27 protein-coding genes are annotated in these 24,322 nt (G+C 66.6%); 6 read left to right on the top strand and 21 right to left on the bottom strand.

Features of this window, described 5'->3' with window-relative positions; translation table 11 throughout:
- Position 1: 1 nt before the first annotated feature.
- From C0R46_RS14740 to infC, 15 genes are all read right to left on the bottom strand, one after another.
- A complete protein-coding gene (locus C0R46_RS14740; RefSeq protein WP_245413596.1) occupies positions 2-1,894 on the bottom strand; it encodes a potassium transporter Kup in 1,893 nt (630 codons plus the stop codon).
- Positions 1,895-2,162: 268 nt separating this feature from the next.
- Positions 2,163-2,561, bottom strand: coding sequence for a YraN family protein (locus C0R46_RS14735; RefSeq protein ID WP_102960404.1), 399 nt, complete (start codon positions 2,559-2,561; stop codon positions 2,163-2,165).
- Positions 2,562-2,590: 29 nt separating this feature from the next.
- Entirely contained in the window at positions 2,591-3,520 is a 930-nt protein-coding gene (gene rsmI / locus C0R46_RS14730) for a 16S rRNA (cytidine(1402)-2'-O)-methyltransferase (protein WP_102960403.1), read from the bottom strand.
- A 37-nt stretch (positions 3,521-3,557) separates the two neighbouring features.
- Positions 3,558-3,881, bottom strand: coding sequence for a YnfA family protein (locus tag C0R46_RS14725; RefSeq protein ID WP_102960402.1), 324 nt, complete (start codon positions 3,879-3,881; stop codon positions 3,558-3,560).
- Positions 3,882-3,914: 33 nt separating this feature from the next.
- Positions 3,915-5,111 (bottom strand): radical SAM family heme chaperone HemW, encoded by a 1,197-nt coding sequence (hemW, locus tag C0R46_RS14720; RefSeq protein ID WP_102960401.1) that lies wholly within the window; start codon positions 5,109-5,111, stop codon positions 3,915-3,917.
- The gene (gene rdgB / locus C0R46_RS14715; protein WP_102960400.1) at positions 5,108-5,752 is read right to left on the bottom strand and encodes an RdgB/HAM1 family non-canonical purine NTP pyrophosphatase; all 645 of its coding nucleotides are present in this window, start codon (positions 5,750-5,752) and stop codon (positions 5,108-5,110) included. The genes hemW and rdgB overlap by 4 nt, the downstream gene beginning before the upstream one ends.
- On the bottom strand, positions 5,749-6,477 hold the full coding sequence (gene rph / locus C0R46_RS14710; protein ID WP_102960399.1) for a ribonuclease PH: 729 nt from the start codon (positions 6,475-6,477) through the stop codon (positions 5,749-5,751). Before rph ends, rdgB begins: the two co-directional genes overlap by 4 nt.
- Before the next feature lie 165 nt (positions 6,478-6,642).
- Positions 6,643-9,057, bottom strand: a complete 2,415-nt coding sequence (pheT, locus tag C0R46_RS14705; protein ID WP_102960398.1) for a phenylalanine--tRNA ligase subunit beta — start codon at positions 9,055-9,057, stop codon at positions 6,643-6,645.
- 90 nt (positions 9,058-9,147) lie between these two features.
- Complete coding sequence (locus C0R46_RS14700; protein WP_102960397.1) at positions 9,148-9,549, bottom strand: hypothetical protein; 402 nt, start codon at positions 9,547-9,549, stop codon at positions 9,148-9,150.
- 81 nt (positions 9,550-9,630) lie between these two features.
- Positions 9,631-9,948, bottom strand: coding sequence for a BrnA antitoxin family protein (locus C0R46_RS14695; RefSeq protein WP_102960396.1), 318 nt, complete (start codon positions 9,946-9,948; stop codon positions 9,631-9,633).
- Positions 9,908-10,033: a BrnT family toxin gene (locus C0R46_RS21355; protein ID WP_198598348.1), complete on the bottom strand. Its 126-nt coding sequence runs from the start codon at positions 10,031-10,033 to the stop codon at positions 9,908-9,910. The genes C0R46_RS14695 and C0R46_RS21355 overlap by 41 nt, the downstream gene beginning before the upstream one ends.
- Positions 10,034-10,217: 184 nt before the next feature.
- Positions 10,218-11,300 carry a phenylalanine--tRNA ligase subunit alpha gene (pheS, locus tag C0R46_RS14685; protein ID WP_102960395.1) on the bottom strand — a complete coding sequence of 361 codons (1,083 nt, stop codon included), beginning with the start codon at positions 11,298-11,300 and terminating at the stop codon, positions 10,218-10,220.
- A 175-nt stretch (positions 11,301-11,475) separates the two neighbouring features.
- On the bottom strand, positions 11,476-11,892 hold the full coding sequence (gene rplT / locus C0R46_RS14680; protein WP_102960394.1) for a 50S ribosomal protein L20: 417 nt from the start codon (positions 11,890-11,892) through the stop codon (positions 11,476-11,478).
- 32 nt (positions 11,893-11,924) lie between these two features.
- Positions 11,925-12,125: a 50S ribosomal protein L35 gene (gene rpmI, locus C0R46_RS14675; RefSeq protein WP_102960440.1), complete on the bottom strand. Its 201-nt coding sequence runs from the start codon at positions 12,123-12,125 to the stop codon at positions 11,925-11,927.
- A gap of 234 nt (positions 12,126-12,359) precedes the next feature.
- A complete protein-coding gene (gene infC / locus C0R46_RS14670; RefSeq protein ID WP_102960393.1) occupies positions 12,360-12,899 on the bottom strand; it encodes a translation initiation factor IF-3 in 540 nt (179 codons plus the stop codon).
- Positions 12,900-13,176: 277 nt separating this feature from the next.
- Here infC and C0R46_RS14665 point away from each other — a divergent pair, with 277 nt between their 5' ends.
- Together C0R46_RS14665 and C0R46_RS14660 are read left to right on the top strand one after the other, a co-directional pair.
- On the top strand, positions 13,177-13,971 hold the full coding sequence (locus C0R46_RS14665; RefSeq protein ID WP_102960392.1) for an alpha/beta hydrolase: 795 nt from the start codon (positions 13,177-13,179) through the stop codon (positions 13,969-13,971).
- A gap of 390 nt (positions 13,972-14,361) precedes the next feature.
- Complete coding sequence (locus C0R46_RS14660) at positions 14,362-14,892, top strand: transglutaminase-like cysteine peptidase (RefSeq protein ID WP_245413595.1); 531 nt, start codon at positions 14,362-14,364, stop codon at positions 14,890-14,892.
- A 326-nt stretch (positions 14,893-15,218) separates the two neighbouring features.
- On the opposite strand, the gene yacG is transcribed toward C0R46_RS14660, so the two are convergent.
- The 4 genes from yacG to murA all read right to left on the bottom strand — a co-directional run bounded on the left by yacG (position 15,219) and on the right by murA (position 17,784).
- Positions 15,219-15,419 (bottom strand): DNA gyrase inhibitor YacG, encoded by a 201-nt coding sequence (yacG, locus tag C0R46_RS14655; protein ID WP_102960390.1) that lies wholly within the window; start codon positions 15,417-15,419, stop codon positions 15,219-15,221.
- 9 nt (positions 15,420-15,428) lie between these two features.
- Positions 15,429-16,073, bottom strand: a complete 645-nt coding sequence (locus C0R46_RS14650) for a Maf-like protein (protein WP_102960389.1) — start codon at positions 16,071-16,073, stop codon at positions 15,429-15,431.
- A 20-nt stretch (positions 16,074-16,093) separates the two neighbouring features.
- On the bottom strand, positions 16,094-16,312 hold the full coding sequence (gene infA / locus C0R46_RS14645) for a translation initiation factor IF-1 (protein ID WP_102960388.1): 219 nt from the start codon (positions 16,310-16,312) through the stop codon (positions 16,094-16,096).
- Positions 16,313-16,494: 182 nt separating this feature from the next.
- Positions 16,495-17,784 (bottom strand): UDP-N-acetylglucosamine 1-carboxyvinyltransferase, encoded by a 1,290-nt coding sequence (gene murA / locus C0R46_RS14640; RefSeq protein ID WP_102960387.1) that lies wholly within the window; start codon positions 17,782-17,784, stop codon positions 16,495-16,497.
- 299 nt (positions 17,785-18,083) lie between these two features.
- Between murA and C0R46_RS14635 the strand changes: the two genes are divergently transcribed.
- From C0R46_RS14635 to C0R46_RS14625, 3 genes are read left to right on the top strand one after another with little or no spacing between them, the layout of a single operon-like run.
- Positions 18,084-19,487: a c-type cytochrome gene (locus tag C0R46_RS14635; protein ID WP_102960386.1), complete on the top strand. Its 1,404-nt coding sequence runs from the start codon at positions 18,084-18,086 to the stop codon at positions 19,485-19,487.
- Entirely contained in the window at positions 19,481-19,969 is a 489-nt protein-coding gene (locus tag C0R46_RS14630; RefSeq protein ID WP_102960385.1) for a (2Fe-2S)-binding protein, read from the top strand. The genes C0R46_RS14635 and C0R46_RS14630 overlap by 7 nt, the downstream gene beginning before the upstream one ends.
- The gene (locus tag C0R46_RS14625; protein ID WP_102960384.1) at positions 19,969-22,227 is read left to right on the top strand and encodes a xanthine dehydrogenase family protein molybdopterin-binding subunit; all 2,259 of its coding nucleotides are present in this window, start codon (positions 19,969-19,971) and stop codon (positions 22,225-22,227) included. Before C0R46_RS14630 ends, C0R46_RS14625 begins: the two co-directional genes overlap by 1 nt.
- An 82-nt stretch (positions 22,228-22,309) precedes the next feature.
- Here the strand turns inward: C0R46_RS14625 and C0R46_RS14620 are convergent, their stop codons facing one another.
- Positions 22,310-22,657, bottom strand: coding sequence for an ArsR/SmtB family transcription factor (locus C0R46_RS14620; RefSeq protein ID WP_102960383.1), 348 nt, complete (start codon positions 22,655-22,657; stop codon positions 22,310-22,312).
- A 113-nt stretch (positions 22,658-22,770) separates the two neighbouring features.
- Between C0R46_RS14620 and C0R46_RS14615 the strand changes: the two genes are divergently transcribed.
- The gene (locus C0R46_RS14615) at positions 22,771-23,949 is read left to right on the top strand and encodes an MFS transporter (RefSeq protein WP_157944653.1); all 1,179 of its coding nucleotides are present in this window, start codon (positions 22,771-22,773) and stop codon (positions 23,947-23,949) included.
- 25 nt (positions 23,950-23,974) lie between these two features.
- Here the strand turns inward: C0R46_RS14615 and C0R46_RS20970 are convergent, their stop codons facing one another.
- On the bottom strand, positions 23,975-24,133 hold the full coding sequence (locus C0R46_RS20970) for a hypothetical protein (protein WP_198598345.1): 159 nt from the start codon (positions 24,131-24,133) through the stop codon (positions 23,975-23,977).
- Between the last annotated feature and the right edge of the window lie 189 nt (positions 24,134-24,322).

Below are 24,322 nucleotides of genomic sequence, written 5' to 3'. Positions count from 1 at the left end.
CTCAGACGGTGAACTGCTGACCCATCTCGACGACGCGGTTGGTCGGCAGGCGGTAGAAGCTCGAGGCATCCGCGGCCGACTGCGCCATCAGGATATACAGATCGTCCTGCCAGAGCGGCATGCCGGCATGCGGCGAGCGCCGCAGGCTCCGCCGCGAGAGGAAGAACGAGGTCGACATGATCTCGAACTTCAGGCCCTTCTTCTTGGCCGCCGCCAGTGCCTTCGGCACGTTCGGCTCCTCCATGTAGCCGAAGGTCAGCGATACGCGTTGGAAGGAATCGACCAGCGGCTCCACCTTGACGCGCTCCTCCTCCGAAACGCGCGGCGTGTTGGCGTAGTTGATCGTCAGGATCAGGTTCTGCTCGTGCAGCACGCCGTTGTGCTTCAGGTTGTGGAGGAGGCAGCTCGGCGCGACGGTGGCGTCCGAGGTTAGGAACACGGCCGTGCCCCGCGCCTCCAGCGGATGCGAGCGCGTCAGCATGCGGGCGAGGTCGTCGAGGGCGACGCTGTCGCGCCGCGCCTTGGCATAGACGATCGCGGTGCCACGGATCCAGGTCCACATCAGAACGGTCAGCGCCGCGGCGAGGCCAAGAGGAACGTAGCCGCCGTCGAACAGCTTCAGAAGATTGGAGCCGAGGAAGACGAGTTCCAGGAGGATCAGCGGCAGGATCACCGCCGTCGTCAGCCAGATGGACCAGCGCCAGCACTTCCAGAAGACCAGGAAGGCGATGGTGGAGGTCACCACCATGTCGCCGGTGACGGCGATGCCGTAGGCATTGGCGAGCGCACCCGAGGTCTGAAAGGTCCAGACGAGGATGATGACGCCAAGGAACAGGAAGAGGTTGGCGCGCGGGATGTAGATCTGCCCGAACAGCTCCTCGGAGGTGTGGCGGATCTCCAGGCGCGGGATCAGGCCGAGCTGGATCGCCTGCCGAGTAACGGAGAAGGCGCCGGTGATCACCGCCTGGCTGGCGATGATGGTGGCGACGGTTGCCAGGATCACCAGCGGGAGCAGCGCCCAGTCCGGCGCGAGGAGGAAGAACGGATTCTCCAGCGCCTGGGGCGAGGAGAGGATCAGTGCGCCCTGCCCGAGATAGTTCAGCGCCAGGGCCGGAAAGACGATGGTGCCCCAGGCGACGCGGATCGGGAAGCGGCCGAAATGGCCCATGTCGGCATAGAGCGCCTCGGCGCCGGTGACGGCGAGGAACACCGAACCGAGCACCACCAGCGCGACGAAGCCGTGGCGGTAGATGAAGCCGATCGCATAGCCGGGATCGATGGCATAGAGGATGTCCGGCTGATCGCCGATATGCATGAGCCCGAGCCCGGCCATCACCGTGAACCAGACCAGCGTGATCGGCCCGAAGAACTTGCCGATGCGCCCGGTGCCGCGGCTCTGCACGGCAAAGAGCGCCACCAGGATGACGCTGGTGATCGGCAGGACCCAGTGGCTGAGCGAGGGCACGGCGAGCTTCAGGCCCTCGACCGCCGACAGAACCGAGATCGCCGGCGTGATCACCGCGTCGCCGTAGAAGAGCGAGGCGCCGACGACGCCGATGCCGAGCAGGAAGCCGCGGCGGCCGAGCACCTTCTGTGCCAGCGCCAGCAGCGACAGCGTACCGCCCTCGCCATTGTTGTCGGCCTGAAGGATCAGGACGACATATTTCAGTGTCACAATGAGGGTCAGCGTCCACAGGAGCAGCGATACGACGCCGATGACCTCGGAATCGGTCAGCCCGTCACCTGCGGCGTGATGCAGCGCTTCGCGCAGCGCATAGAGCGGGCTCGTCCCGATGTCGCCATAAACGACACCGATAGAGCCGAGGAGCAGGCCCCAAAAGCTGGCCGGCGCGTGCGCGGGCTCGGCTTGGAGACGGCCTTCAACAGCAGCCAATGGTGCCTCCGGCATCCTTAAAGATGGTCATGGGTTCTTTCGTGCTGCGAGCCCGGACGTCGCAGGCTGACCGTTCAGGTTCCGGCCGATACCCGGGATGATCACGCGCCCGCTTCTTGCGGATGCGATAGTGAATGGACCGGCCGCCAAAGAGTTGCGAAGACCTCTGCTGCTGCGGGCGGGCTTCTAACACCGCTGCCGTAGCATTGGGAAGCACCCCCGGCGATCGCGATGTCGCGTTGCAGGGCTGCTGGTCGTCGCTAAGCCATCAGATAGGATCGAGATTGCGGCTTCGCCAGGCACCCTGAACATGCACCGGCCAGCGACGCGGCAGCACCGCAACGAGGTCGAATCGGATCGACAGCCGGGCATGATCGCGCTGGCGCGCAAGCCATAGATCGGTCGCCGCTTCGATGCGGCGCTGTGCCGCCGGACCAACCGCATCCATCGCCGCGACGACGCTCGTTCGCGCCTTGACCTCGACGATGGCGACGAGATCACCTCGCCGTGCGATCAGATCGATCTCACCGAGGCGGGTCCGATAGCGCGTCTCGAGGATGCGGAAGCCCTTCAGGCGGAGCGCCCAGGCGGCGAGCCACTCGCCGCGATGGCCGCGCCTGAAGCCGCGCCGCCGCTTCTCCCGCTCGTCGCCGGCCGACAGCGGCATTCCCTGCCCGCCTCGAGCCGACGTGCTTCTCATCGTTCCGCCTTCAGCGCCAGGGCCCGCTGGTAGAGATCACGCCGCGACAGGCCGGTGAGTCGCGCCGCTTCCTGCGCCGCATGGGCCGGCTTCATCTCGGCAAGCAGACCCGTCAGGATCGTGTCGGCATCCGCCGCACTGGCCGCTGCGACCTCTACCGGCGGCGGGGCGACGCAGACGACGATCTCGCCGCGCACCCGCTCCATCGCCGCGAAATCCGCCGCCAGCGACGCCAGCGTGCCGCGATAGGTCGTCTCATAGGCCTTGGTCAGTTCGCGGCAGACAGCCGCCGGTCGCTCAGCACCATAGGCCGCGGCCATGTCGGCGAGGCTTTCCGCGATGCGGTGTGGCGCCTCGAAGAAGATCAGCGTGCCAGGAATACGGGCGAGCTCTGCCAGCCGCGATCGTCGGGCACCCTGCTTCTGCGGCGGGAAGCCGGCGAAGAAGAAGGCATCGGACGGCAGGCCGGAGGCGAGCAGCGCCGCAAGAGCGGCGGATGCGCCCGGTACCGGAATGACCGCGATGCCGCGCTCGATCGCCTCGCCCACTAGGCGGTAGCCGGGGTCCGAAACGAGCGGCGTCCCGGCGTCAGACACCAACGCGACGGAGAGACCGGCTTCGAGGTCGGCGATCAGCGCGGGCCCTGCCTCGGCGGCATTGTGCTCGTGATAGGCCAGCATGCGCCGCTCGATCCCGTAGCGGGACAGAAGCTTGGCCGTCACCCGCGTATCCTCGCAGGCAAGCCTGTCGGCGCCGGCGATCACCTGCAGCGCCCGCACTGTCATATCGGAGAGATTGCCAATCGGCGTCGCCACGAGATAGAGGCCGGGCTCCGGCCGCAGGGCGGTGTAGGCGGCATCGCCGATCCGGTAGCGGCCGGCCTTGCCCTCGGTGCCGCTTGCCTCACCGTCCGCCTCGGCCGTCATGCCGCGTCCTTCGCTCGTGTCGACAGCCGGTCCTGCATCATGCCGTGCGGGGCCCCCACAGGATCACGGCAGCGCCCATCAGGCAGATCAGCATGCCCGCAAGGTCCCAGCGATCCGGCCGGCCGCTCTCCATGATCCAGAGCCACAGGATCCAGGCAAGGATGTAGATGCCGCCATAGGCCGCATAGGCGCGTCCAGCATAGTCCGACTGCGCCAGCGTCAACAGCCAGGCAAAGATGGCAAGGCTGAGGAGGCCGGGCAGAAGCAGCCATGGCGAGCGGCCGAGCCGCAGCACCGCCCAGACGGCAAAGCAACCGCCGATCTCGGCGAGCGCGGCAGCGATGTAGACGAGGATCGTCATGCCAGCCGGCCTCCCTGCTGCGGTTGCGCCACCTCAGGCAAGGTCGGCGACGACGGCGTCCAGCACCAGCATCCCGGCCGGCGTTGCGCGAATGCGGTCCGGCCCCAGCCGCTGCACCATGCCGTGCTGCGTCAGGTCCGATTCGCGAACCGGATCAATGTCGCGGCCGGTGAGCCGGCGCCAGCGCTTGAGATCGATGCCTTCGGCAAGGCGCAATCCCATCAGCAAGAGCTCGTCGGCCTCTTCCGCGGGACTGAGCAGCTCGTCCGAGGCGATGCCGGTCTCCCAATCTTCGACCATCCGCAGCCAGGTCTCGGGATGGCGCTCGTTGGCGATGGCGTGGCGACCGTCCTCGCCCATCAGACGGCCGTGGGCGCCCGGGCCGACGCCGGCATAGAGACCGTAGCGCCAATAGGTCAGGTTGTGGCGCGACTCGGCGCCCGGTACCGCGTGGTTTGAGATCTCGTAAGCCGGCAAACCGCGAGTGGCGGTCAGGCTCTGCGTCGCCTCGTAGAGCTCAGCGGAGAGGTCGCCGTCCGGCACGACGAGGCGTCCGGCGCGATGCAGCGCGTAGAAGGGCGTCCCTTCCTCGATGGTCAGCTGGTAGAGCGACAGGTGGTCGGCCGCAAGGTCGATCGCCTGGGTCAGCTCGGCTTCCCAGTCCGCGACCGTCTGACCTGAACGCGCATAGATGAGGTCGAAAGAGAGGCGCGGGAAGATCTCGCGGGCAAGCCTGATGGCGCTGAGCGCCTGGCCGACATCGTGCATCCGGCCGAGCGCCTTCAGATCCCGATCGTTCAGCGCCTGGACGCCAAGCGAGACGCGGTTGACGCCGGCCGCCCGATAGCCACGGAAGCGATCCGCCTCGACGCTGGTCGGATTGGCCTCCAGCGTCACCTCGGCACCCGGCGCAACCGTCCAGTTCGCGGCGATGGCATCGAGAATGGCGCCGACCGTAGCGGGATCCATCAGCGAGGGCGTGCCGCCGCCGAGGAAGATCGAGGTCACCGTCTGCCCCCGCGAGCGCCGCGCCATCTCGGCGAGTTCGCGGCCGAAGGCGGCGGCGTAGCGCACCTGGTCGACCGGCTGATGCCGGACATGGCTGTTGAAGTCGCAGTAAGGGCACTTGGCCGCGCAGAAGGGCCAATGCACATAGACGCCGAAACCGGGATCACGGGGAACCGGCGGAAACGCCAGAAGGCCGGCGGCCGGCGTCGGGTGGATCGTCATCGAACGCCGAGCACCTCCTCGGCAAAGAGCTTGAAGGCGCGGGCGCGATGCGACAGTGCGTCCGGCTGGCCCGGCTTCCAGGCGTGCTTCTCCAGCGACATCATCTCGCCGAAGGTGCGATCCAGCCCGTCCGGCAGAAAAATCGGATCATAGCCGAAACCGAGCGTGCCGCGCGGCGGCCAGACGATCTCGCCGCCAATCTCACCGCGGAACTCGCGCGGCTCCTCACCGGGAACCGCCAGGCACAACACGGCGACGAAGGTCGCGCGTCGCTTGTCCGGCGTCGTCGCGCCAGCGGCCTGCAGCTTCTCCTCGACATTGCGCATCGCCATGACGAAGTCCCGCGCCTCGCCGGCCCAGCGGGCGGAGTAGATGCCGGGGTCGCCGCCGAGCGCCTCGATGCAGATGCCGGAGTCGTCCGACAGCGAGGCAAGGCCGGTCGCCTCCATGGCGGCCAGCGCCTTCAGCCGGGCATTGGCCTCAAAACTGTCGCCGGTCTCCTCGGGCTCCGGCAGTCCCTTCTCGGCCGCCGAGGTGACGGTGAAGCCGAACGGCTCCATCAGCTCGCGGATCTCCCAGATCTTGCCCTCGTTGTGGCTGGCGACGAGAAGCGGGCCGTCCTTCGGGTCGAGCATCGTCATGTCGCCGCTCCGGCGATCACCTCGCGCTGCTTGGCCACCAGCTCGCCGATGCCCTTGGACGCCAGCGACAGAAGCGAGAGGAGTTCGTCCTGCGAGAAGGGCGTTCCTTCCGCCGTGCCCTGGATCTCGACGATGCCGCCCGAGCCGGTCATGACGAAGTTGGCGTCGGTTTCGGCGGCGGAGTCCTCGATATAGTCGAGGTCCAGAACCGGCGAACCGGCATGGATGCCGCAGGAGATGGCGGCGACATGGTCCTTCAGGACGGCGGCGCGCTTGACCATGCCCCGCCCTTCCATCCAAGCGAGGCAGTCGTTCAGCGCCACGAAGGCGCCGGTGATCGCCGCGGTGCGCGTGCCGCCATCGGCCTGGATGACGTCGCAGTCGACGGTGATCTGGCGTTCGCCGAGAGCGCCGAGGTCCACGACGGCGCGCAGCGAGCGGCCGATCAGGCGCTGGATCTCCTGCGTGCGGCCGGACTGCTTGCCGCTGGCGGCCTCGCGGCGCATGCGCTCGCCGGTGGCGCGCGGCAGCATGCCGTATTCGGCCGTTACCCAACCCTTGCCGGTGTTGCGCAGCCAGCCCGGCACCTTCTCCTCAAGGCTCGCCAGGCACAGGACGTGGGTATCGCCGAACTTGACGAGGCAGGAGCCTTCCGCGTGGCGCGAGACGCCGCGCTCGAGGGAAACCGGCCGCATCTCATCGGCACGGCGCTTCGATGGCCTCATGGTCCGTCGCTCTCTCAAATTCACGAATTTCGATGGAATCAGCGTGCAATGGCACGCTGTCGCTCCGGTTTGTACCCGCAGCGACTCACACGCGCAAAGGGTTCGTCAGCCGCAGCCTGCGATTGCCCGGCCCGCCGTAGCAGGCCGGCAACGGCCCGCTTGCCGTCAGACCCGCAGGGTGGCGCCGGTCGCCTTCTCGACTTGCGCGACGATCTTCTTTGAGACCGCCTCCAGATCCTCGTCCGTCAGCGTCCGCTCGCTCGGCAGCAGGGTAACCTCGATCGCAACCGACTTGCGACCCTCGCCAAGCGCCGATCCGGTGAAGACGTCGAACACCCGGACCTCGCCGACGAGCTTCTTGTCGGCGCCTTCAGCGGCGCGAACGATGCGCAGCGCCTCGACATCCGAGCCCACCACGAAGGCGAAGTCGCGCCGCACCGGCTGGAAGGGCGAAAGCGTCAGCACCGGCTTGGTACGGGTCGCTTTGCGCTTGGGTTCAGGAATGGCGTCGAGGAAGACCTCGAAGCCACAGAACGCACCGGTCGCACCGAGCGCCTTCAGAACCTTGGGGTGGAACTCGCCGAACTCGGCGAGCACGACCTTCGGCCCGAGCTTGATACGGCCGGAGCGGCCCGGATGATACCATTCGCTCGCAGGGGCTTCGATCATCAGCCGCTCGACCGGCGCACCAGCGGCCTCCAGCGCTGCGATCGCGTCGGCCTTGGCGTCATAGACGCCGACGGACGGCGCCGTGCCGTCCCAGGTGCGGCCGGAACCGGTTGCCACAGCGGTGCCGCGGCGGATGCCGCCGGCAACACGCTTCTGCCCTTCCGGCTCGTCGGAGGCATAGATCGCCGCGACCTCGAACAGCGCGACATCGCCATAGCCGCGGGCGGCGTTGCGCCCCGCCGCGGCGATCAGGCCCGGCAGGAGCGAGGGCCGCATGTCCGACATATCGGCGGCAATGGGGTTCTCGAGCGCCAGACGTTCGTCTCCGCCGCCGAAGAGAGCCGCATGCGCAGCCGGGATGAAGGTGTAGGTGACCGCCTCCACCATGCCGCGGGCGGCGAGCGCGCGGCGCGCGGCGCGATCGCGGATCTGCGGCACGGTCAGGATGCGGCCATTGACGCCGCCAATGGGCGCGAGCGGGGCCGGCGCGATACGGTCGACCCCTTTGAGGCGCATCACCTCCTCGACGAGGTCAGCCTTGCCCTCGATGTCCTGGCGCCAACTCGGCGCGGTCACGAACGCGCCCTCGCCCTGGCGTTCGACGTCGAAGCCAAGACGGGTAAGGAGATCCACCTGCTCGTCGGCCTCGACGGCAAGGCCGGTCAGCCGTTCCACCTCGGTGAAGGGCAGCGCAATGGCCTTCGCCTCGACCGGTGCGAAGTCGGTCGCGATCCGGCGCGACGGCGTGCCGCCACAGATGTCGAGGACGAGGCGGGTGGCGAGGTCGAGCCCCGGCTCGGCGAAGGCCGGGTCGACGCCGCGCTCGAAACGGTAGCGCGCATCGGTGATGATCCCGAGCGCCCGCCCCGTGCGGGCGATGGCGATCGGCTCCCACAATGCCGATTCGATCAGGACGTCCGTCGTCGTCTCGTCGCAGCCGGAGTGCTCGCCGCCCATGATGCCGCCGATCGATTCGACGCCGGCATCATCGGAGATGACGCACATGCCGGCCGACAGCGTATAGGTACGCCCGTCAAGCGCCAGGATTTCCTCGCCCTCGGCGGCGTCGCGCACCACGAGGTCGCCCTTGACCTTGGCGGCATCGAAGACGTGCAGCGGGCGGCCGCGATCGAAGGTCAGGTAGTTGGTGATGTCGACCAGGGCATTGATCGGACGGAGCCCGATGGCCTTCAGGCGGCGCTGCATCCAGTCCGGCGACGGGCCGTTCCTGACGCCGCGCACGAGCCGGAGCGCAAAGCCGCGGCAGACGGCGCTTTCCACGCGCACGGCTGTCGGGCAGTCGCCCTCGCCCTCGATACGCTCGACCGGCGGCGTCTTCAGCCGACCGAGACCGGAGGCGGCGAGATCGCGCGCGATGCCGGCAACACCCGTTGCATCAGGCCGGTTCGGCGTCAGGTTGATGTCGATGACGGGATCGGCGAGATCGGCATAGTCGGCAAAGCGGGTGCCGACCGGCGCATCGGCCGGCAGGTCGATGATGCCGTTATGCTCCTCGGAGAGCTGCAGCTCGCGCTCAGAACACATCATGCCGTTTGAATCGATGCCTCGGATCTTGCCGACGCCGAGGGTCGTGTCGATCCCCGGCACGTAGGTGCCAGGCAGCGCCAGAACGCCGATCAGGCCGGCGCGCGCATTCGGCGCACCGCAGACAACCTGCAGCGGCTGGCCGCCATTCACCTCGGGACCGGCATCGACGGTGAGCACCTGCAGCCGCTCGGCATCGGGATGGCGCGCGGCTGTCAGCACCCGCGCGATGCGGAAGGGCTGCATCGCCGCCTTGTCGTCCACCTCCTCGACCTCAAGACCGATCATGGTCAGCCGCTCGACGATCTCGGCGAGAGACGCTTCAGTCTCGAGATGATCCTTCAGCCAGGAGAGCGTGAACTTCATGGTTCGTCTTCTTGTCGTCAGCGTCGCAGGGAGCAGCCGCGCGGCATGCGCGTCCTCACAAGGCCCAGGGGCCGTCCTGTCGAAATGGATTCAGAGGGTCGGCTCGTCCGGCGTCATCCTCGTACGGACAAAGCCATTGGCATGGACGAAGCGGTAGGTGAAGAGGGAGGCGAGCGAGAACAGCACATAGAGGAAGAGCAGACCGCCCCAGCCGAGCACTGAATCAAAGGCGTAGCGATGCAGCACCGCCGGCAGGATCACCCCAGTGAAGAAGGCTGCAAGCGCGGCCGGCGTCGGCGGCAGCGAACGATAATAGAAGGCATAGATGCCGACGGTGATCAGCGCGACGACGAGATGGCCTGGCGACGTCACGAGGCCGAGAAAGGGCCCGTCGAAGAACAGCCAGTTCAGGATGTCGAGAAGAAGCGTGCCGATCACGGCGCCGGCGAGGACGGCAATGGCTTCAACGGCGATGGTGCGGGGATGCGGCACAGATGTCTCCGGTCAGATTTCAACCAGGGGCAGTCGATGAGGCCGATGGCCCTGGAACAGATAGGTAGGCCGTTTAGCAATTCAGCCGCCGTCATGCTCCCGTACATAGGCTGCGAGAATGTCGTTGATGCGAGATTGCCACCCTGTTCCCGTGCGGCGGGAGTGATCCACGACTTCGCGATCGATGCGCAAGCCGATCCGCTCCTTGGTAGGTGCCTTCTGCGGGCCGCGCTGGCCGCGCAGCCGCTCGAGGTTCTCAGCCAGATCGGGAAACATCTCCCGCAATGGACGGGCGGGGGCAAAATCAGCCTCGGACCATTCCGGGATCTCTTCAAAGGCTTCGCGTTCGATCTCTTCCTCAGAGCGCTTGTCGTGCGTAGGCTCTGCGTTCCCGGTCATTGACCTTCCTCATCGGGATGATGCGCATGCGATGTCCCCGCATCGTCCAGCAGAAGGTGCACAGGACACCATCGAGATAGCCGATCGCGTTGAAGCGGCGTTCACCGTACTCGAAGCGTTTGTCCTCGTAAGGTCAGAACGGACGCCGGATCAAAGCGAACAACGTCCGCGAAGTCGAGACCGCGTTCCCGGAGTGTCTGCAGACGCTTCGCCTCGTCCCACTCCAGATCCACGAAGCTCCATCCTATCTGATCGTCACCACGAAAAGATCAAGCACTCAAGCCGCCAAACAGCGTCGGCACGTCAAGGGGCCGGAAGCCGTAGTGCTCGATCCAGCGCACATCGGCGTCGAAGAAGGCCCTGAGGTCCGGCATGCCGTATTTCAGCATGGCGATGCGGTCGATGCCCATGCCCCAGGCAAAGCCCTGATACTCGTCGGGATCGAGGCCGACGCCGCGCAGCACGTTTGGATGCACCATCCCGCAGCCGAGGATCTCCATCCAGTCGTTGCCCTCGCCGAAGCGCACCTCGGCGCCCGAGCGGTCGCACTGGATATCGACTTCCAGCGACGGCTCGGTGAAGGGGAAGAAGGAGGGGCGGAAGCGCATGTTCAGCGACGGCACCTCGAAAAACGCCTTGCAGAATTCCTCCAGCACCCACTTCATGTTGGCGACGTTGGCCGTCTTGTCTACGACCAACCCCTCCACCTGGTGGAACATCGGCGAATGGGTCGCGTCGGAATCCTGCCGGTAGGTCTTGCCGGGAATGACGATGCGGATCGGCGGCTTCTGCCGCTCCATCGTATGGATCTGCACTGGCGAGGTGTGGGTGCGCAGCAGCTTGCGCTCGCCCGCTGCGTCGGCCCTCAGGAAGAAGGTGTCGTGCATCTCGCGGGCGGGATGACCTTCGGGGAAGTTCAGGGCCGTGAAGTTGTAGTGGTCCGTCTCGATGTCCGGGCCTTCGGCGACCGCAAAGCCCATATCGGCGAAGATCGCGGTGATCTCGTCGATCACCTGGCTAATCGGGTGGATCCGTCCCTTGGCTGCCGGGCTTGGGCGAACCGGAAGCGAGACGTCGAGGCGCTCGGCCGCGAGGCGCTCGGCGATGCCGGCGTCGGCGAGGGTCTCGCGACGCGCTGAGATCGCCTCCTGCACCCGGTCGCGCAGACCGTTCAGACGCGGGCCCTCAGTGCGGCGTTCGTCCGGGCTCATCTTGCCGAGGCCTTTGAGAAGCTCGGAGATACGACCCTTCTTGCCGAGCTCGGCGACTCTGATCGTTTCGAGCGACGCTTCGTCAGCCGCCGCCGCGACGCTCGCGACAATCTCCGCTTCCAGCGCGTTCGCATCACTCACGGGACGATACTCCGTTGCAGGCCCTGACACGTCTGCCGGCTTGCCGCCGGCCCGTTGGCAAGGCTCCTAACCCAGGGCGGCACATCCGCCAACCCGGCTCCTCAAAAGCAAAAGGCCTGCGTCGCCCTTCGGCGCCGCAGGCCTCGATCATTCCAGTCGCGTCGAGCGTGCGGCCTCAGGCCGCCTGCTTCTCGCCGACAGCCCGCTCATAGGCGTTGTCGTTGCCGTCCTTGAGATAGGCCAGCGACGCCTTAGCCTGCTCGCAGAGGCTCGCAAAGACCTCGGGCTCGTGGATGGCGATATCGGAGAGAACCTTGCGGTCGATCTCGATGCCGGCCTTGTTCAGACCGTCGATGAAACGGCCGTAGGTCAGGCCATGCTCACGGACCGCGGCGTTGATGCGCTGGATCCAGAGAGCGCGGAAGTTGCGCTTCTTGGTGCGGCGGTCACGCGTCGCATACTGCTTGGCGCGGTCGACGGCGGCCTTGGCGGCGCGGATGGTGTTCTTGCGGCGCCCGTAGAAGCCCTTGGCTTGCTTCAGGACCTTCTTGTGCTTGGCGTGGGACGTCACGCCCCTCTTAACACGTGCCATGATCTAGCTCCTTGATCTCGTCTGCCGGCCGCTCAGCGGTTGTACGGCATGTAAATCTTCACGATCTTCGCATCGGCATCGGACAGGATCATCGTCCCGCGCGCGTTGCGGATGAAGTCGTTGGAGCGCTTGATCATGCCATGGCGCTTGCCTGCCGGCTGGGCCTTCACCTGGCCGGAGGCCGTCATCTTGAAGCGCTTCTTGGCGCTCGACTTGGTCTTCATCTTGGGCATTTTGCTCTCCTTGGTCAGGATCGCGACGAACGGTGCCTCGCCCGATGAGAACGGAGCGCCGCCAGACCTGTCGATGTCTTGATGTCGCGACAGCATTCCGGACCGCCACGGCATGCCCTGCCGGTCGGTCCGCTTGAACGGCGCGCTTATAGCGGCGGAGCGCCGCGAAAACAAGCCGCGGCGCAGAGCTGCATCAGCGTGAGTACCGCCGCTGGCGCGGCGGAATGGTCATGATCAGGCGCGGGGCGCCAGCACCATCATCATCTGGCGGCCTTCGAGCTTCGGCTCGGCTTCCACCTTGGAGATGTCGGCGGTCTCCTCACGGACGCGGTTCAGAAGCTGCATGCCGAGCTCCTGGTGCGCCATCTCGCGACCGCGGAAGCGCAGGGTCACCTTGACCTTGTCGCCTTCGTCGAAGAAGCGCCGCACCGCCTTCATCTTGGTGTCGTAATCATGATCGTCGATATTCGGACGCATCTTGATTTCCTTCACCTCGACGATCTTCTGACGACGGCGCTGTTCGGCCGCCTTCTTCTGACCTTCGTATTTCAGCTTGCCGAGGTCGAGGATCTTGCAGACCGGCGGGTTTGCGGTCGGCACGATCTCGACGAGATCAAGGCCGGCCTCCTCCGCCATGGCCAACGCGTCCTGCGTCGGCGTCTGGCCAAGATTCTGTCCCTCGGCATCGATGAGCTGTACCATCGGAACCCGGATGTCCCGATTGGAACGCGGCCCTTCCTTCTGGACCGTCTGCGCACGAAATGGCCTGCGAATGGTCGTTCTCTCCTGTTGTTCACGACTTGCGTCGAATCGGGGTCCGCTGCCGGCAATCTCAGCTGCTGCAGCACAAGATCGCCACTTCCTTCAAGCAGCGTTTGCCCGGCCAGCGCAGATGCCGATATAGCAGAACAGTCGGGAGGCGGCCCCGTTCCGCGCGAGCGCGGAGGTCGAGCTGTCGTTCCGGCATGCTCCGGTTCGCACACCATATAACACGTCCATGCGCAGCTTTCACGCCGCGACGACAAGAAAACTGGCGGCGGAGACTTTTCCGATGACGACGGACACGACCACTGAGGCGCCGCGCTTCCTCGATGTCGGCACCGGCGAAGCCTTGCGACGCATCGCTTACCGTCGCCTCGACGGCCACACTCCGAGCGTCCTGTGGCTCGGGGGCTACCGATCCGACATGCGTGGCAGCAAGGCCGAAGCGCTGGCCGAGCTATGCGCACAGAGAGGCTTAGGCTTCTGCCGCTTCGATTATTCCGGCCATGGCGAATCGGGGGGCCGCTTCGAGGATGGCACGATCAGTCGCTGGACCGAGGAAGCAATGGCCGTCGCGCGGACGGTGACGAACGGGCCGCTCGTCATCGCAGGCTCGTCGATGGGCGCCTGGATTGCGCTCCGCCTGATCGCCGATTTGCGCGCAGCTGGTTCCGGCGCCAGGGTGCGCGGTCTCCTGCTGCTCGCGCCCGCGCCCGATTTCACCGAGCGGCTCATCGAGCCCCGGCTGACCGACGAACATCGCGCCGCGCTCGAGCGCGACGGCTTGGTGAGCCAGCCGTCGGATTACGGCGGCACGGACATCTTTACGCGTGAACTGATCGAGGACGGGCGCCGCAACAGGGTGATGGAGGGGGTCATCGAGACGGGCTGCTCCATCCACATCATCCAGGGGATGATGGATGCCGATGTGCCCTATAGTCACGCGCTGGACCTAGTCAGCCATCTGCCGGCCGACGGTGTCATTCTGACGCTTATTCGCGATGGCGATCATCGCCTGTCTCGCCCGCAGGATCTGGACCGGATGAAAAGAGCGATCATCGATCTGATGGAAGGTGCCGGCTGAGCCAAACGGCAGTTGGTTCCATCCTCACACCATGATTCTGCTTGAAATGCGAGCATTGTTGCAGCGTGGTCACATAAGCATCCGTTAACAATTTTATCTAGCACGTTCAATGCTTTATGGCCGTTAACCAACTGTTACACAGCGCCCGAGGCCATCGCCGCGCCGGATTAGGGCGTGTCTAACTTACGTCAAGCTCTCGCAACCCGATTCAGCCGCCTGCCGGTGCGTTGACACCCTCCCGCATTGCACTCACCATCCTCCCAACAAACAAGAATAAGCCGGTCATGGCGGGGGTCTGGAATGGGTGCAGTTCGCGCATTTGGCGCCACGGCTTTGCTCGTCTTGAGCTTCTTCTCGAGCAACACGCTCGCTGAAGCCCGCGATGCTTTCATGACCGTAGGCAAGGCCACCACGCAGCCGATCGGCCACTACCGCTTCTGCCTGGCTAATCCATCCGAATGCCAGGCCGTCACCAGCCCCGGCCTCGACGATCCCCTGGAACTGACACCGACGCTCATCGCCGCCATTTCGGCCGTCAACATTGCCACCAATGCCGAAATCAAGCCGCGCTCGGACCGCGAAGCCTTCGGCGTCGAGGAGCATTGGGACTATCCCACGACGGGTGCTGGCGACTGCGAGGACTACGCGCTGGAGAAGCGCCGCCGCCTCAACAAGATGGGCGTCGCCCTCTCCAATCTGCTGATGACGGTGGTGAAGAAGCGGGATGGTACGGGCCACGCGATCCTGACCCTGCGCACCACCCATGGCGACTTCGAACTGGACAATCTCGATTGGCGCATCCGGCTGTGGAAGGAGACGTCCTACACCTACCTCAAGCGCCAGAGCGTGCGGAATCCCGGCCTCTGGATCAGCATCGAGGATACGGGCGAGGACGTGCTGGTCGGCGCGCTGAAGAAGTAGGCGTACGCTCGCCTCGCGGCGGGCTCGCGATCATCCACAGACGGGTCCGTCACGAGAGCCTCGGGTGGGACTCGCCGCATCCATCGCGCCGATCGAGACACGATCCAAGCTTCGGACAAGCAGGCAACCATACGATGTTCTATAGAGAAGCAGCCCGAGGCTGATCTCATGCTCAACGGGGCGCGATCGCACACCCCTCAAACTGGTCGCGCCCCTTTTTCTTTCCGCATCCGAGCCACGCAACAGACAATCCGCCAGCCGCGCGCGGCCGCTTCCGGATCGACGCGACGGTCAGGCTGCCGCGCTTGAATGCGGGATTGAGACGGTCAGCGCGTTTCGCCGCCCTCGCCTTCCGGCTCGGACGGCTCCTCTTCGGAGGCGGCGATGACGTAGGAGCCGCTCAGCCAGCGATTGAGATCGACATCCTTGCAGCGCGGCGAGCAAAAGGGAAAGCTCGCCCGGTCGGACGCCCGCCCGCATTCGGGACATTTGCGCTTGGGGCGCAGGGCAGTGATCGTCGCAGCCATGACCTGGCTTCAGCCTTCGCCGGGCTCACCCGCGCCGCCGGCGCGCCAGCGGGCATGGATGTCGAAGCCCTCGCCGCCGAGAAGCGCGATCGCCTCATAGAGCGGCAGGCCGACGACGTTGGTGTAGGAGCCGACGAGGCGGACGACGAAACTGCCGGCCAGCCCCTGGATGGCATAGCCACCTGCCTTGCCGCGCCACTCCCCGGAGGCCGTATAGCTCTCGATATCCTGTCGCGACAAGCGCTTGAAGCGGACGCGCGTCTCCACGAGACGCTGGCGCAGCCGCCCGTTCGGCGTCAGCAGGCAGACACCGGTATAGACGCGATGCGTGCGCCCGGAGAGCGTGCGCAGATTGGCGACGGCATCCTCGATCAATTCGGCCTTCGGCATGATCTGCCGGCCGACGGAGACGACCGTGTCGGCCGCGAGCACGAGGCGCCCTTCGGCCTCGCCGCGCTCCTTCAGCACCACCATCGCGGCTTCCGCCTTCGCCTTGGACAGGCGCTTGGCGAGCGAGCGCGGATGCTCGTTGCGCTCCGGCGTCTCGTCGAGATCGGCGGGCAGCAGGCGCTCCGGCTCGATTCCGGCCTGCTGCAGCAGTTCGAGCCGTCGCGGCGAGGCGGAGGCAAGAACCAGTCGACGCGGCTCAGCCATGGGACGGCCTACGATACGGATTACTTGAAGCGATAGGTGATGCGACCCTTGGTCAGGTCGTAGGGCGTCATCTCGACGAGGACCTTATCACCCGTGAGAACGCGGATGCGGTTCTTGCGCATGCGGCCTGCCGTGTGAGCGATGATCTCGTGGTTGTTCTCGAGCTTGATGCGGAAGGTCGCATTGGGGAGCAGCTCGGTCACCACGCCCGGGAACTCGAGAACTTCTTCTTTTGCCATTCGGATCGAAACCTTGCATGAGCGGAGGAGCGAAGGCGCGCCACCGTCTGGGATCAAGTATCGCTGCGGAAACAGCGGGGACGAATTTGCTGGATGTGCTCTAGATCATGTCGAACGCCGCGAAAAGCAATATCGCGGCGTTCAAGTTCAGCGATGAAGCACTCGGCGTTGCAGCCGCCGCGTCAGGACGAGATGCGTTCGATCTCCGCGCCGCAGGCGCCAAGCTTCTCCTCCAGGCGCTCGAAGCCGCGATCGAGATGGTAGACGCGGCTGACCATCGTATCGCCCTCGGCCACCAGCCCGGCGATGACGAGCGAGACGGAGGCGCGCAGGTCCGTCGCCATCACCGGGGCGCCAGTCAGCCGCGTCACGCCCTCAATGGTCGCGACCTGGCCGGACAGCGAGATCTTGGCACCGAGGCGCGCCAGCTCCTGAACATGCATGAAGCGGTTCTCGAAGATGGTCTCGGTGATGTGTGCGACGCCATCCGAGCGCGTCATCAACGCCATGAACTGCGCCTGCAGGTCGGTCGGGAAGCCCGGATACGGATCGGTGATGACGTCGACCGGATGGATACCGCCACCGTTGCGCATCACTCGCACGCCGGTCGGCGTCGCCTCGATCGCGGCACCTGCAGTGGTCAGCGCGGACAGCGCCGACTGCAGAAGATCGACGCTGGTGCCTTCCAGCGTCACGTCGCCGCCGGTCATCGCCACTGCCATGGCATAGGTGCCGGTCTCGATACGGTCAGGCAGCACACGGTGACGGGCACCGGACAGCGCCTCGACGCCTTCGATCGTCAGGGTCGGCGTACCGGCGCCGCTGATCCTGGCGCCCATCGCGTTGAGGCAGCGAGCGAGATCGACGATCTCAGGCTCGCGCGCGGCGTTCTCGATCACCGTCTCGCCCTTGGCGAGCGAGGCGGCCATCATCATGACGTGGGTGGCGCCCACCGACACCTTGGGGAAGACGTAGCGGTTGCCGACGAGGCCCCCTTTGGCCTCGGCGACGACATAGCCATTGTCGATGTCGATCGTGGCGCCAAGCGCCCGCAGCCCATCGATGAAGAGGTCGACCGGACGCGTGCCGATGGCGCAGCCCCCCGGCAGCGAGACCCGCGCCTTGTGCATGCGGGCGAGCAGCGGGCCGATGACCCAGAAGCTCGCGCGCATCTTCGACACGAGCTCGTAAGGAGCGGTCGTGTCGACGATGGTGCGGGCGGTGAAGTGGATGGTGCGGCCGCTGCCGGGATCGTGCCGCAGACGCTTGCCGCTGACAGCGTAGTCGACGCCGTGGTTGCCGAGAATGCGGATCAGCTGCTCGACATCGGCGAGATGCGGCACGTTCTCCAGCGTCAGCGTGTCGTCCGTCAGGAGCGAGGCGATCATCAGCGGCAGCGTGGCATTCTTCGCGCCCGAGATCGGGATCGTCCCGTTAAGCGTATTGCCGCCGCGAATGCGAATGCGATCCATGAAGCCGATCCAGCCCAGACGTGTCCTGAAAGCGGGCTCTCTACACCAGCGGCGGTGCAGTGACAAACGAGCCCTGCATTTAGCGTCAATTCTCCGGCCCCGCGGCCTTCAGAGCATGCCCTTTTCGAGGCGCGGAGCGCGACCATGCGGCCGCATCAAGCTCAAAGCCGCCCCTCAACACGTTGCGACGGCAATATAATTCGGTTGCCTGACCACTTTCCACAACGTGCAGCCTGTCTATTTCCGCCAGTCTAGAAGGATTCCAGGCACCGGAGTCCTCGTCGTCTCGCGGAATGTGAATGAAGCTCGTCCGAGTCCTCCTGGCGCTCGTCGCCGTCCTGCTGATCGGGCTCGGCGGCTTCGTCGCCTACGCCTGGCAGCCGACCATCGACCCCATCGAACCGTCGCAGGCGGCCAGCTTCGATCCGGCGCTGGTCAAGCGCGGGGCGGAACTCGCCGCCATCGGCAACTGCGCCGTCTGCCATACGGCACCGGGCGGGGCGATCCTCGCCGGCGGCCTGGCCCTGCCGACGCCGTTCGGCACCATCTACGCCACCAACATCACCCCGGATCCGGACACCGGCATCGGGCGCTGGTCCGAGGCGGCCTTTACGCGTGCCATGCGCAAGGGTGTCGATCGTGAGGGGAACCACCTCTACCCGGCCTTTCCCTTCGATCACTTCACGCATGTCACCGACACCGACAACAAGGCGCTCTATGCCTTTCTCATGACGCGCAAGCCAATCGCAGCCGAGGCGCCTGCCAACGATCTGCCCTTCCCGCTCAACATCCGCATGGCGGTCGCCGGCTGGAAGCTCCTGTTCTTCCGCGAGGGCGTCTATCAGCCGGACACCTCAAAGGACGAGATCTGGAACCGCGGCGCCTACCTGGCCGAAGGGCTCGGCCATTGCGGCGCCTGCCATACCCCGCGCAACTCGCTGGGCGCCGAGAAGCGGGGCGAGCACTTTGCCGGCGGCGAGGCGGAAGGCTGGTCAGCCTATCCGATCAACGCCGCATCGCTGGCGCCGATCCCCTGGACGGTCGACAGCCTGACGCATTACCTGCGCGATGGCTGGGAGGACGTCCATGGCGTCGCCCGCGGCCCGATGGCGCCGGTCACCGCCAATCTCGGCGCGGTTCCGCAAGAGGATGCCCGTGCCATTGCCACCTATGTCGCCTCGGTGATGGGCGAGCCGTCGCCGGAGCGCAAGGCGCGCGCCGAGCGCCTCATGGCGGAGCCCGCGACGCATAGGCCGGGCGCCGTGGTGCAGACCGCTGGAAGCCAGACCGTTCCGGTCAGCGCCACGCCGGAGAACGCCGGCGCGGCGATCTACGCCGCGGCCTGCTCGACCTGCCACGATGCGGGACGCCCGGTCCCGTATGGCGGGCTGCCGCTCCGGCTCTCGACTGCCATGTACGGCGACACGCCGGCGAACCCGATCAACGTCATCCTCTACGGCCTGCCGGCGCCCGAGGGCGAGAAGGGCCCGATCATGCCGGGCTTCGCCGGCGTGCTCGACGACGACAAGATGGCCGCGCTCCTCGCTTACATGCGCTCGACCTTCAGCGATCGCCCGGCCTGGCCCGACCCGAGGAAGCTCACCGCCGATATCCGGGCCGGCCACGAGGCTACGGATATCCGCTCTCTGCCCACGGGCAGCAACGCACCGGCCAACCCTTCCAAGCGAGAGACCGCATGGTAACCCTGAGCGTCAACGGCCAGTCGCATGCGATCGACGCCGAGCCCGACACACCGCTGCTCTACGTGCTGCGTGACGACCTGAAGCTGCACGGCGCCAAATATGGCTGCGGCCTCGGCCAGTGCGGCTCCTGCACCGTCCTCGTCGATGGCGAAGCCGTGCTCTCATGCGTCACGCCGATTCTTCTCCTCGAGGGGCGGCAGATAACCACGGTGGAGGGTCTCGGCACGATCGAGGCGCCTGGACCGATGCAGCAGGCCTTCATCGAGGAGCAGGCAGCGCAATGCGGCTACTGCATCCCCGGCATGATGATGCGGGCGCAGGCGCTGCTGCAGAAGGATCCGTCCGCATCCGACGATGCGATCCGGGCTCACATGGAGCCGAACCTCTGCCGCTGCGGCACCCATATGCGGATCATGGCCGCGATCAAGCGTGCGGGCGCACTGATGCAGACGGCCTCCACCAGCACGGAAAGGGCAGGCTGATGGGTGCGCTCCCCGATATCTCGCGCCGCTCGGTGCTGCTCGGCAGCGGCGCGCTGGTGCTGTCCTTCTCGCTGCGCCCGGCGGGCGCGCAGACGATCACCAGCCCCGGCGACGAGACGCAGAACTTCCAGGCCATCGCCGAGCCGGCGCCGGAGCTGCCCGGCAGCCTGAAGACCAATCCGAACCTTGATTCCTGGATCCGCATCGACGCGACCGGCAAGGGGACGATCTTCACCGGCAAGGCCGAGCTTGGCCAGGGCATCAAGACGGCGGTGCTGCAGGTTGCGGCGGAAGAGCTGGAGATGCCCTTCGAGCAGCTTTCGCTCGTCGGCCCAGACACCAGCGAAAGCCCGAACGAAGGCTATACCGCCGGCAGCCACTCCGTGCAGGACAGCGGCACGGCGATCCGCAACGCCGCTGCGCAGGTGCGCGATATCCTGATCGCCCAGGCGGCGCAGCGCCTCTCCCTGCCAGCCGAGCAGCTGAAGGCCGAAGCCGGCGCGGTGGTCGCGCCGGACGGGCGGCGGCTCGGCTATGGCGAGCTCGTCGCCGCCGACCTCCTCCATGTCGAGGCACAGCCGACATCGCGGCTGAAGCCCTCGGCCGCGTTCCGCGAGATGGGCAAGCCGCGCCAGCGCATCGACATCCCCGGCAAGGTCACCGGCGGCGCAGCCTATGTCCAGGACATGCGGCCCGACGGCATGCTGCACGGCCGCGTGGTGCGCCCGCCGAGCCCGGGCGCCCGGCTGCGCAAACTCGACACCGCACCGGCCGAGGCGCTCCCCGGCGTCGTGAAGGTGGTGCGCAACGGCTCCTTCGTCGGCGTTCTCGCCGAAAAGGAATGGCAGGCGATCAAGGCGATGCGCCTGCTCGCCGCGGGCGCTGAGTGGGAGGAGCGCCCCACCCTGCCGAAGGCGGCCGAGCTGCCGGCGGTGCTGATGGCGATGCCGCATGAGGACGGCATCGTCGCCGACGATCGCAAGCCGGTCGCCGGCGGAAAGACCCACGAGGCGACGTTCACGCGGCCCTATCAGATCCACGGCTCGATCGGTCCGTCCTGCGCGCTCGCCCATCTCGACAACGGCACCACCACGGTCTGGACGCATACGCAGGGCGTGTATCCCGACCAGAAGGCGATCGCCGAGATGCTCGGCGTGCCGGTGACGCAGGTCCGCTGCATCCACGCGGAGGGCTCGGGCTGCTACGGCCACAACGGCGCCGACGATGCGGCGGCCGACGCCGCGCTGCTGGCGCAGGCGGCACCGGGGCGGCCGGTACGGCTGCAATGGATGCGCGAGCAGGAGCATGCCTGGGAACCCTTCTCGCCGGGTATGGTGACGAAGGCGCGCGCCACCGTCGACGATAAAGGAACGGTCGTCGACTGGAACTACGAGCTCTGGAGCAACAGCCATAATTCGCGGCCCGGCTCGGCCGGCAATCTCCTGCCCGCGCAGTGGCTCGAGAACGCCTTCCAGCCGGATGCGCCGAAGCTGCAGATCACCAAGGAAGGCAACGGCGACCGCAACTCCAACCCGCTCTATGCCTTCCCCAGCCGCCACGTCGTCTGGCACTTCCTGCCCGAGATGCCGTTGCGCGTTTCGGCACTGCGCGGCCTCGGCGCCTATATGAACGTCTTCTCCATCGAGAATTTCATGGACGATCTCGCCGTCGCGGCGAAGGCGGACCCGGTGGAGTACCGGCTGCGGCATCTGCAGGATCCGCGCGCCCGCGACGTCGTCACCAAGGCGGCCGAGCGCTTCGGCTGGAAAGCGGGCCAGGCGGCGCCGGAGAACCACGGCTACGGCTTTGCCTTCGCGCGCTACAAGAACCTTGCTGCCTATTGTGCCGTCGCCATGGAGGTGATGGTGGAGCCGGAAACCGGGCGGGTGCGGATGCTGCGCGCCAACGCCGCCGTCGATGCCGGCGAGATCGTCAACCCGAACGGCATCGCCAACCAGGTGCAGGGCGGCATCATCCAGGCGGCAAGCTGGACGCTGTACGAGGGCGTGAGCTTCGACGACACGCGCGTCACCAGCGTCGACTGGTCGACCTATCCGATCCTGCGGTTCGATACGCTGCCGGACAGGGTGGATGTCGACATCATCCCGCGGCCGGATCAGCCGTTCCTCGGGGCCGGCGAATGCAGCCAGGGCCCCGGCGGTGCCGCGCTCGCCAATGCGATCACGCAGGCGATCGGCCGGCGCATCTACGATCTGCCGCTCAGCCGCGACAAGATCAGGGCGGCGACCGGCGCCTGAACCGCTTCAGACCCGAAACCGAGGGGGCGCCTCAGGGCGCCTCCGCATCGAGCCGCTGAGGCCTTAGAGCGGCATGCGGTGATTACCCGCCGGCCTCAACGGCGGCTTGGCGTGCAGCGGCCGCCTCCTTGACGATGCTGTCCAGAAGCCCCGGAAAGCGGCTCTGGAGATCGTCGACGCGCAGGAACAGCCTGCGTCGCGTGCCCTCCGGCTGGACGTGGACGACGCCCGCCTCGCGCAGCTTGGCGACGTGGTAGGTCAGGTTCGTCTTCGAGGTCAGGCAGTTGAACTCGCCGCAGACGAGCCCGAGCGGCTCCACGGCAAGCTGCCCAACGATGGCGAGACGGAGCTCGTCCCCCAAAGCCGCCAGGACGTCGCACAGGCTGATCTCGGCCGTCTGCGGGTAAGGCAGGTAGGTATCCTCTTTCATGAGCATCCTATATCGCGTATTGCCAGCGTAGTTCAACGATTGTTGGACGAGGCTTGACAGCTGGCTGACGACAGGCTCATTAGTTCAAAAAATTTTGGACAATGAGGTCCGTCATGGACAAGCGTCTCTACTGGCTCGCGCTCGGCACCTTCGCCATCGGCGTCGAGAGCTTTGCGATCACCAGCCTCTTGCCGCAGATCGCCAGCTCCGTTTCGGTCTCTCTTGCCGAAGCCGGCTATCTCATCATCATCTATTCGCTAGCCAATGCCTTCGGGACGCCCGTTCTCGCGGCCGTGACCGGCGGCATCGACCGGCGGACGGTGCTGGTCTCGGCTGCCCTCGCCTTCGCTGCGGCCGGCCTCTGGGCAGCGCTTTCCAGCGGCTATGGCGGCCTGATGGCGGCTCGCGCCGCCATGGCGATCTGCGCCGGCCTCTATACGGCGACAGCGCAGGCGACCGGTGTCGCCATCGCCTCGGCTGATCATAGGGCGCGCGCGATCTCGATCATCGTCGGCGGGACCACGCTCGCCGTCGCCTTCGGCGCCCCGCTCGGCTCGCTTGTCGGCACACTCGCCGGCTGGCGTGGCACCTATGTCTTCGTGGCCATCTTCGGCCTGGTTGCGGCGGCCGCGATCTGGCGGCTGATCCCGGCGGGGCTGAAGAGCGCGCCGATCCCGCTCAGCCAGCGTCTGGGCGCGATCACCGTTCCCGGCGTTCCCGTCGCCTTGCTGACGATGTGGCTCTACATGAGCGGCGCCTTCACCGTGATCGTCTATCTCTCCGTGGTGACGGTCGATGCGATGCAACTGCCGGGCGGTCTCATCCCCGCCGTACTCTTGGCCTTCGGAATTGGCGCTGCGGTCGGCAACATTGTCGGCGGCCAATGCTCGGACCGCTTCGGTACGATTCCGACGCTGATCGGCGCGACGCTCCTCAGCAGCCTGCTGCAGGCGATTCTTGCCCTCGCGCCCTCGCTGCCGGAGAGCACCAGGATGCCGCTCTTCTTCACCTTGATGGTGTTGTGGGGCGCGACCGGCTGGGCCTTTGCGCCGCCGCAGGCGAGCCGCCTCGCCCGTCTGGCGCCGGCGAGCGCGCCCCTGGTGCTGTCGCTGAACAGCTCGGCGCTCTACCTCGGCATTGCCACCGGCTCGCTCGCCGGGGGCCTCGTCCTCGATCACGGTTCGGCGACGCAGCTTCCGCTCGTCGCGATCGCCTTCACCGTTCTGGCACTGGCGGTCCTTGCCGCAGGGCGGCTGAGCTGGGCCCGCCGCACCGCGCCGCTGCTCGGCTGATCAGGGACAGCCTTGATCCCGCCGGCTATTCCGGCCGGATCAGCGCTGTGACGCCGAAGACGAAGAGGGCGAAGAGCGCGATCTTCCAGAAGTCGCCGCGCTTGCGCAGGCCCGGCAGGCCGAGCGGCCGGACGAGATGGAACAGCATCAAGAGGAAGAGCAGCGCGGAGAAGAGCTTCGTCATCGCGCTGCTTGTAGAGGCTTTCCCGGCCGGCGCGAAGCGCTGGCTCTCCGCAGGAAGCGCGCGATGCCTCGATGGATGGCCTCAGGCCCAGCGTGAAGCAAGTGCGGGCGCCGGAGGATGCTCCGACGCCCGCGCCGTTTGACCAGCTGGCCCGGAAGGGGGCTTACCGGGCCCTCTGATCGAACGCGA

Origin of the sequence: Mangrovicella endophytica (assembly GCF_002893625.1) — a bacterium.
Classification (GTDB): Bacteria; Pseudomonadota; Alphaproteobacteria; order Rhizobiales; family Rhizobiaceae; genus Mangrovicella; species Mangrovicella endophytica.
The sequence above is the reverse complement of the archived record's forward strand: the minus strand, read 5'-3'. Positions and strand labels throughout refer to the sequence as shown.

Bases quoted from the DNA above. Each gene is read 5' to 3' on its own strand.
- hemW (WP_102960401.1), bottom strand. From the start codon at position 5,111: ATGACGATCCACCCGACGCCGGCCGCCGGCCTTCTGGCGTTTCCGCCG.
- C0R46_RS14660 (WP_245413595.1), top strand. From the start codon at position 14,362: ATGACCGTAGGCAAGGCCACCACGCAGCCGATCGGCCACTACCGCTTC.
- C0R46_RS14665 (WP_102960392.1), top strand. From the start codon at position 13,177: ATGACGACGGACACGACCACTGAGGCGCCGCGCTTCCTCGATGTCGGC.
- rpmI (WP_102960440.1), bottom strand. From the start codon at position 12,125: ATGCCCAAGATGAAGACCAAGTCGAGCGCCAAGAAGCGCTTCAAGATG.
- murA (WP_102960387.1), bottom strand. From the start codon at position 17,784: ATGGATCGCATTCGCATTCGCGGCGGCAATACGCTTAACGGGACGATC.
- C0R46_RS14620 (WP_102960383.1), bottom strand. From the start codon at position 22,657: ATGAAAGAGGATACCTACCTGCCTTACCCGCAGACGGCCGAGATCAGC.
- C0R46_RS14735 (WP_102960404.1), bottom strand. From the start codon at position 2,561: ATGCCGCTGTCGGCCGGCGACGAGCGGGAGAAGCGGCGGCGCGGCTTC.
- rph (WP_102960399.1), bottom strand. From the start codon at position 6,477: ATGAGGCCATCGAAGCGCCGTGCCGATGAGATGCGGCCGGTTTCCCTC.
- C0R46_RS14695 (WP_102960396.1), bottom strand. From the start codon at position 9,948: ATGACCGGGAACGCAGAGCCTACGCACGACAAGCGCTCTGAGGAAGAG.
- C0R46_RS14630 (WP_102960385.1), top strand. From the start codon at position 19,481: ATGGTAACCCTGAGCGTCAACGGCCAGTCGCATGCGATCGACGCCGAG.
- C0R46_RS14725 (WP_102960402.1), bottom strand. From the start codon at position 3,881: ATGACGATCCTCGTCTACATCGCTGCCGCGCTCGCCGAGATCGGCGGT.
- C0R46_RS20970 (WP_198598345.1), bottom strand. From the start codon at position 24,133: ATGACGAAGCTCTTCTCCGCGCTGCTCTTCCTCTTGATGCTGTTCCAT.
- rdgB (WP_102960400.1), bottom strand. From the start codon at position 5,752: ATGACGATGCTCGACCCGAAGGACGGCCCGCTTCTCGTCGCCAGCCAC.
- yacG (WP_102960390.1), bottom strand. From the start codon at position 15,419: ATGGCTGCGACGATCACTGCCCTGCGCCCCAAGCGCAAATGTCCCGAA.
- pheT (WP_102960398.1), bottom strand. From the start codon at position 9,057: ATGAAGTTCACGCTCTCCTGGCTGAAGGATCATCTCGAGACTGAAGCG.
- rsmI (WP_102960403.1), bottom strand. From the start codon at position 3,520: ATGACGGCCGAGGCGGACGGTGAGGCAAGCGGCACCGAGGGCAAGGCC.
- C0R46_RS14615 (WP_157944653.1), top strand. From the start codon at position 22,771: ATGGACAAGCGTCTCTACTGGCTCGCGCTCGGCACCTTCGCCATCGGC.
- C0R46_RS14625 (WP_102960384.1), top strand. From the start codon at position 19,969: ATGGGTGCGCTCCCCGATATCTCGCGCCGCTCGGTGCTGCTCGGCAGC.
- infA (WP_102960388.1), bottom strand. From the start codon at position 16,312: ATGGCAAAAGAAGAAGTTCTCGAGTTCCCGGGCGTGGTGACCGAGCTG.
- rplT (WP_102960394.1), bottom strand. From the start codon at position 11,892: ATGGCACGTGTTAAGAGGGGCGTGACGTCCCACGCCAAGCACAAGAAG.
- C0R46_RS14650 (WP_102960389.1), bottom strand. From the start codon at position 16,073: ATGGCTGAGCCGCGTCGACTGGTTCTTGCCTCCGCCTCGCCGCGACGG.
- C0R46_RS14635 (WP_102960386.1), top strand. From the start codon at position 18,084: ATGAAGCTCGTCCGAGTCCTCCTGGCGCTCGTCGCCGTCCTGCTGATC.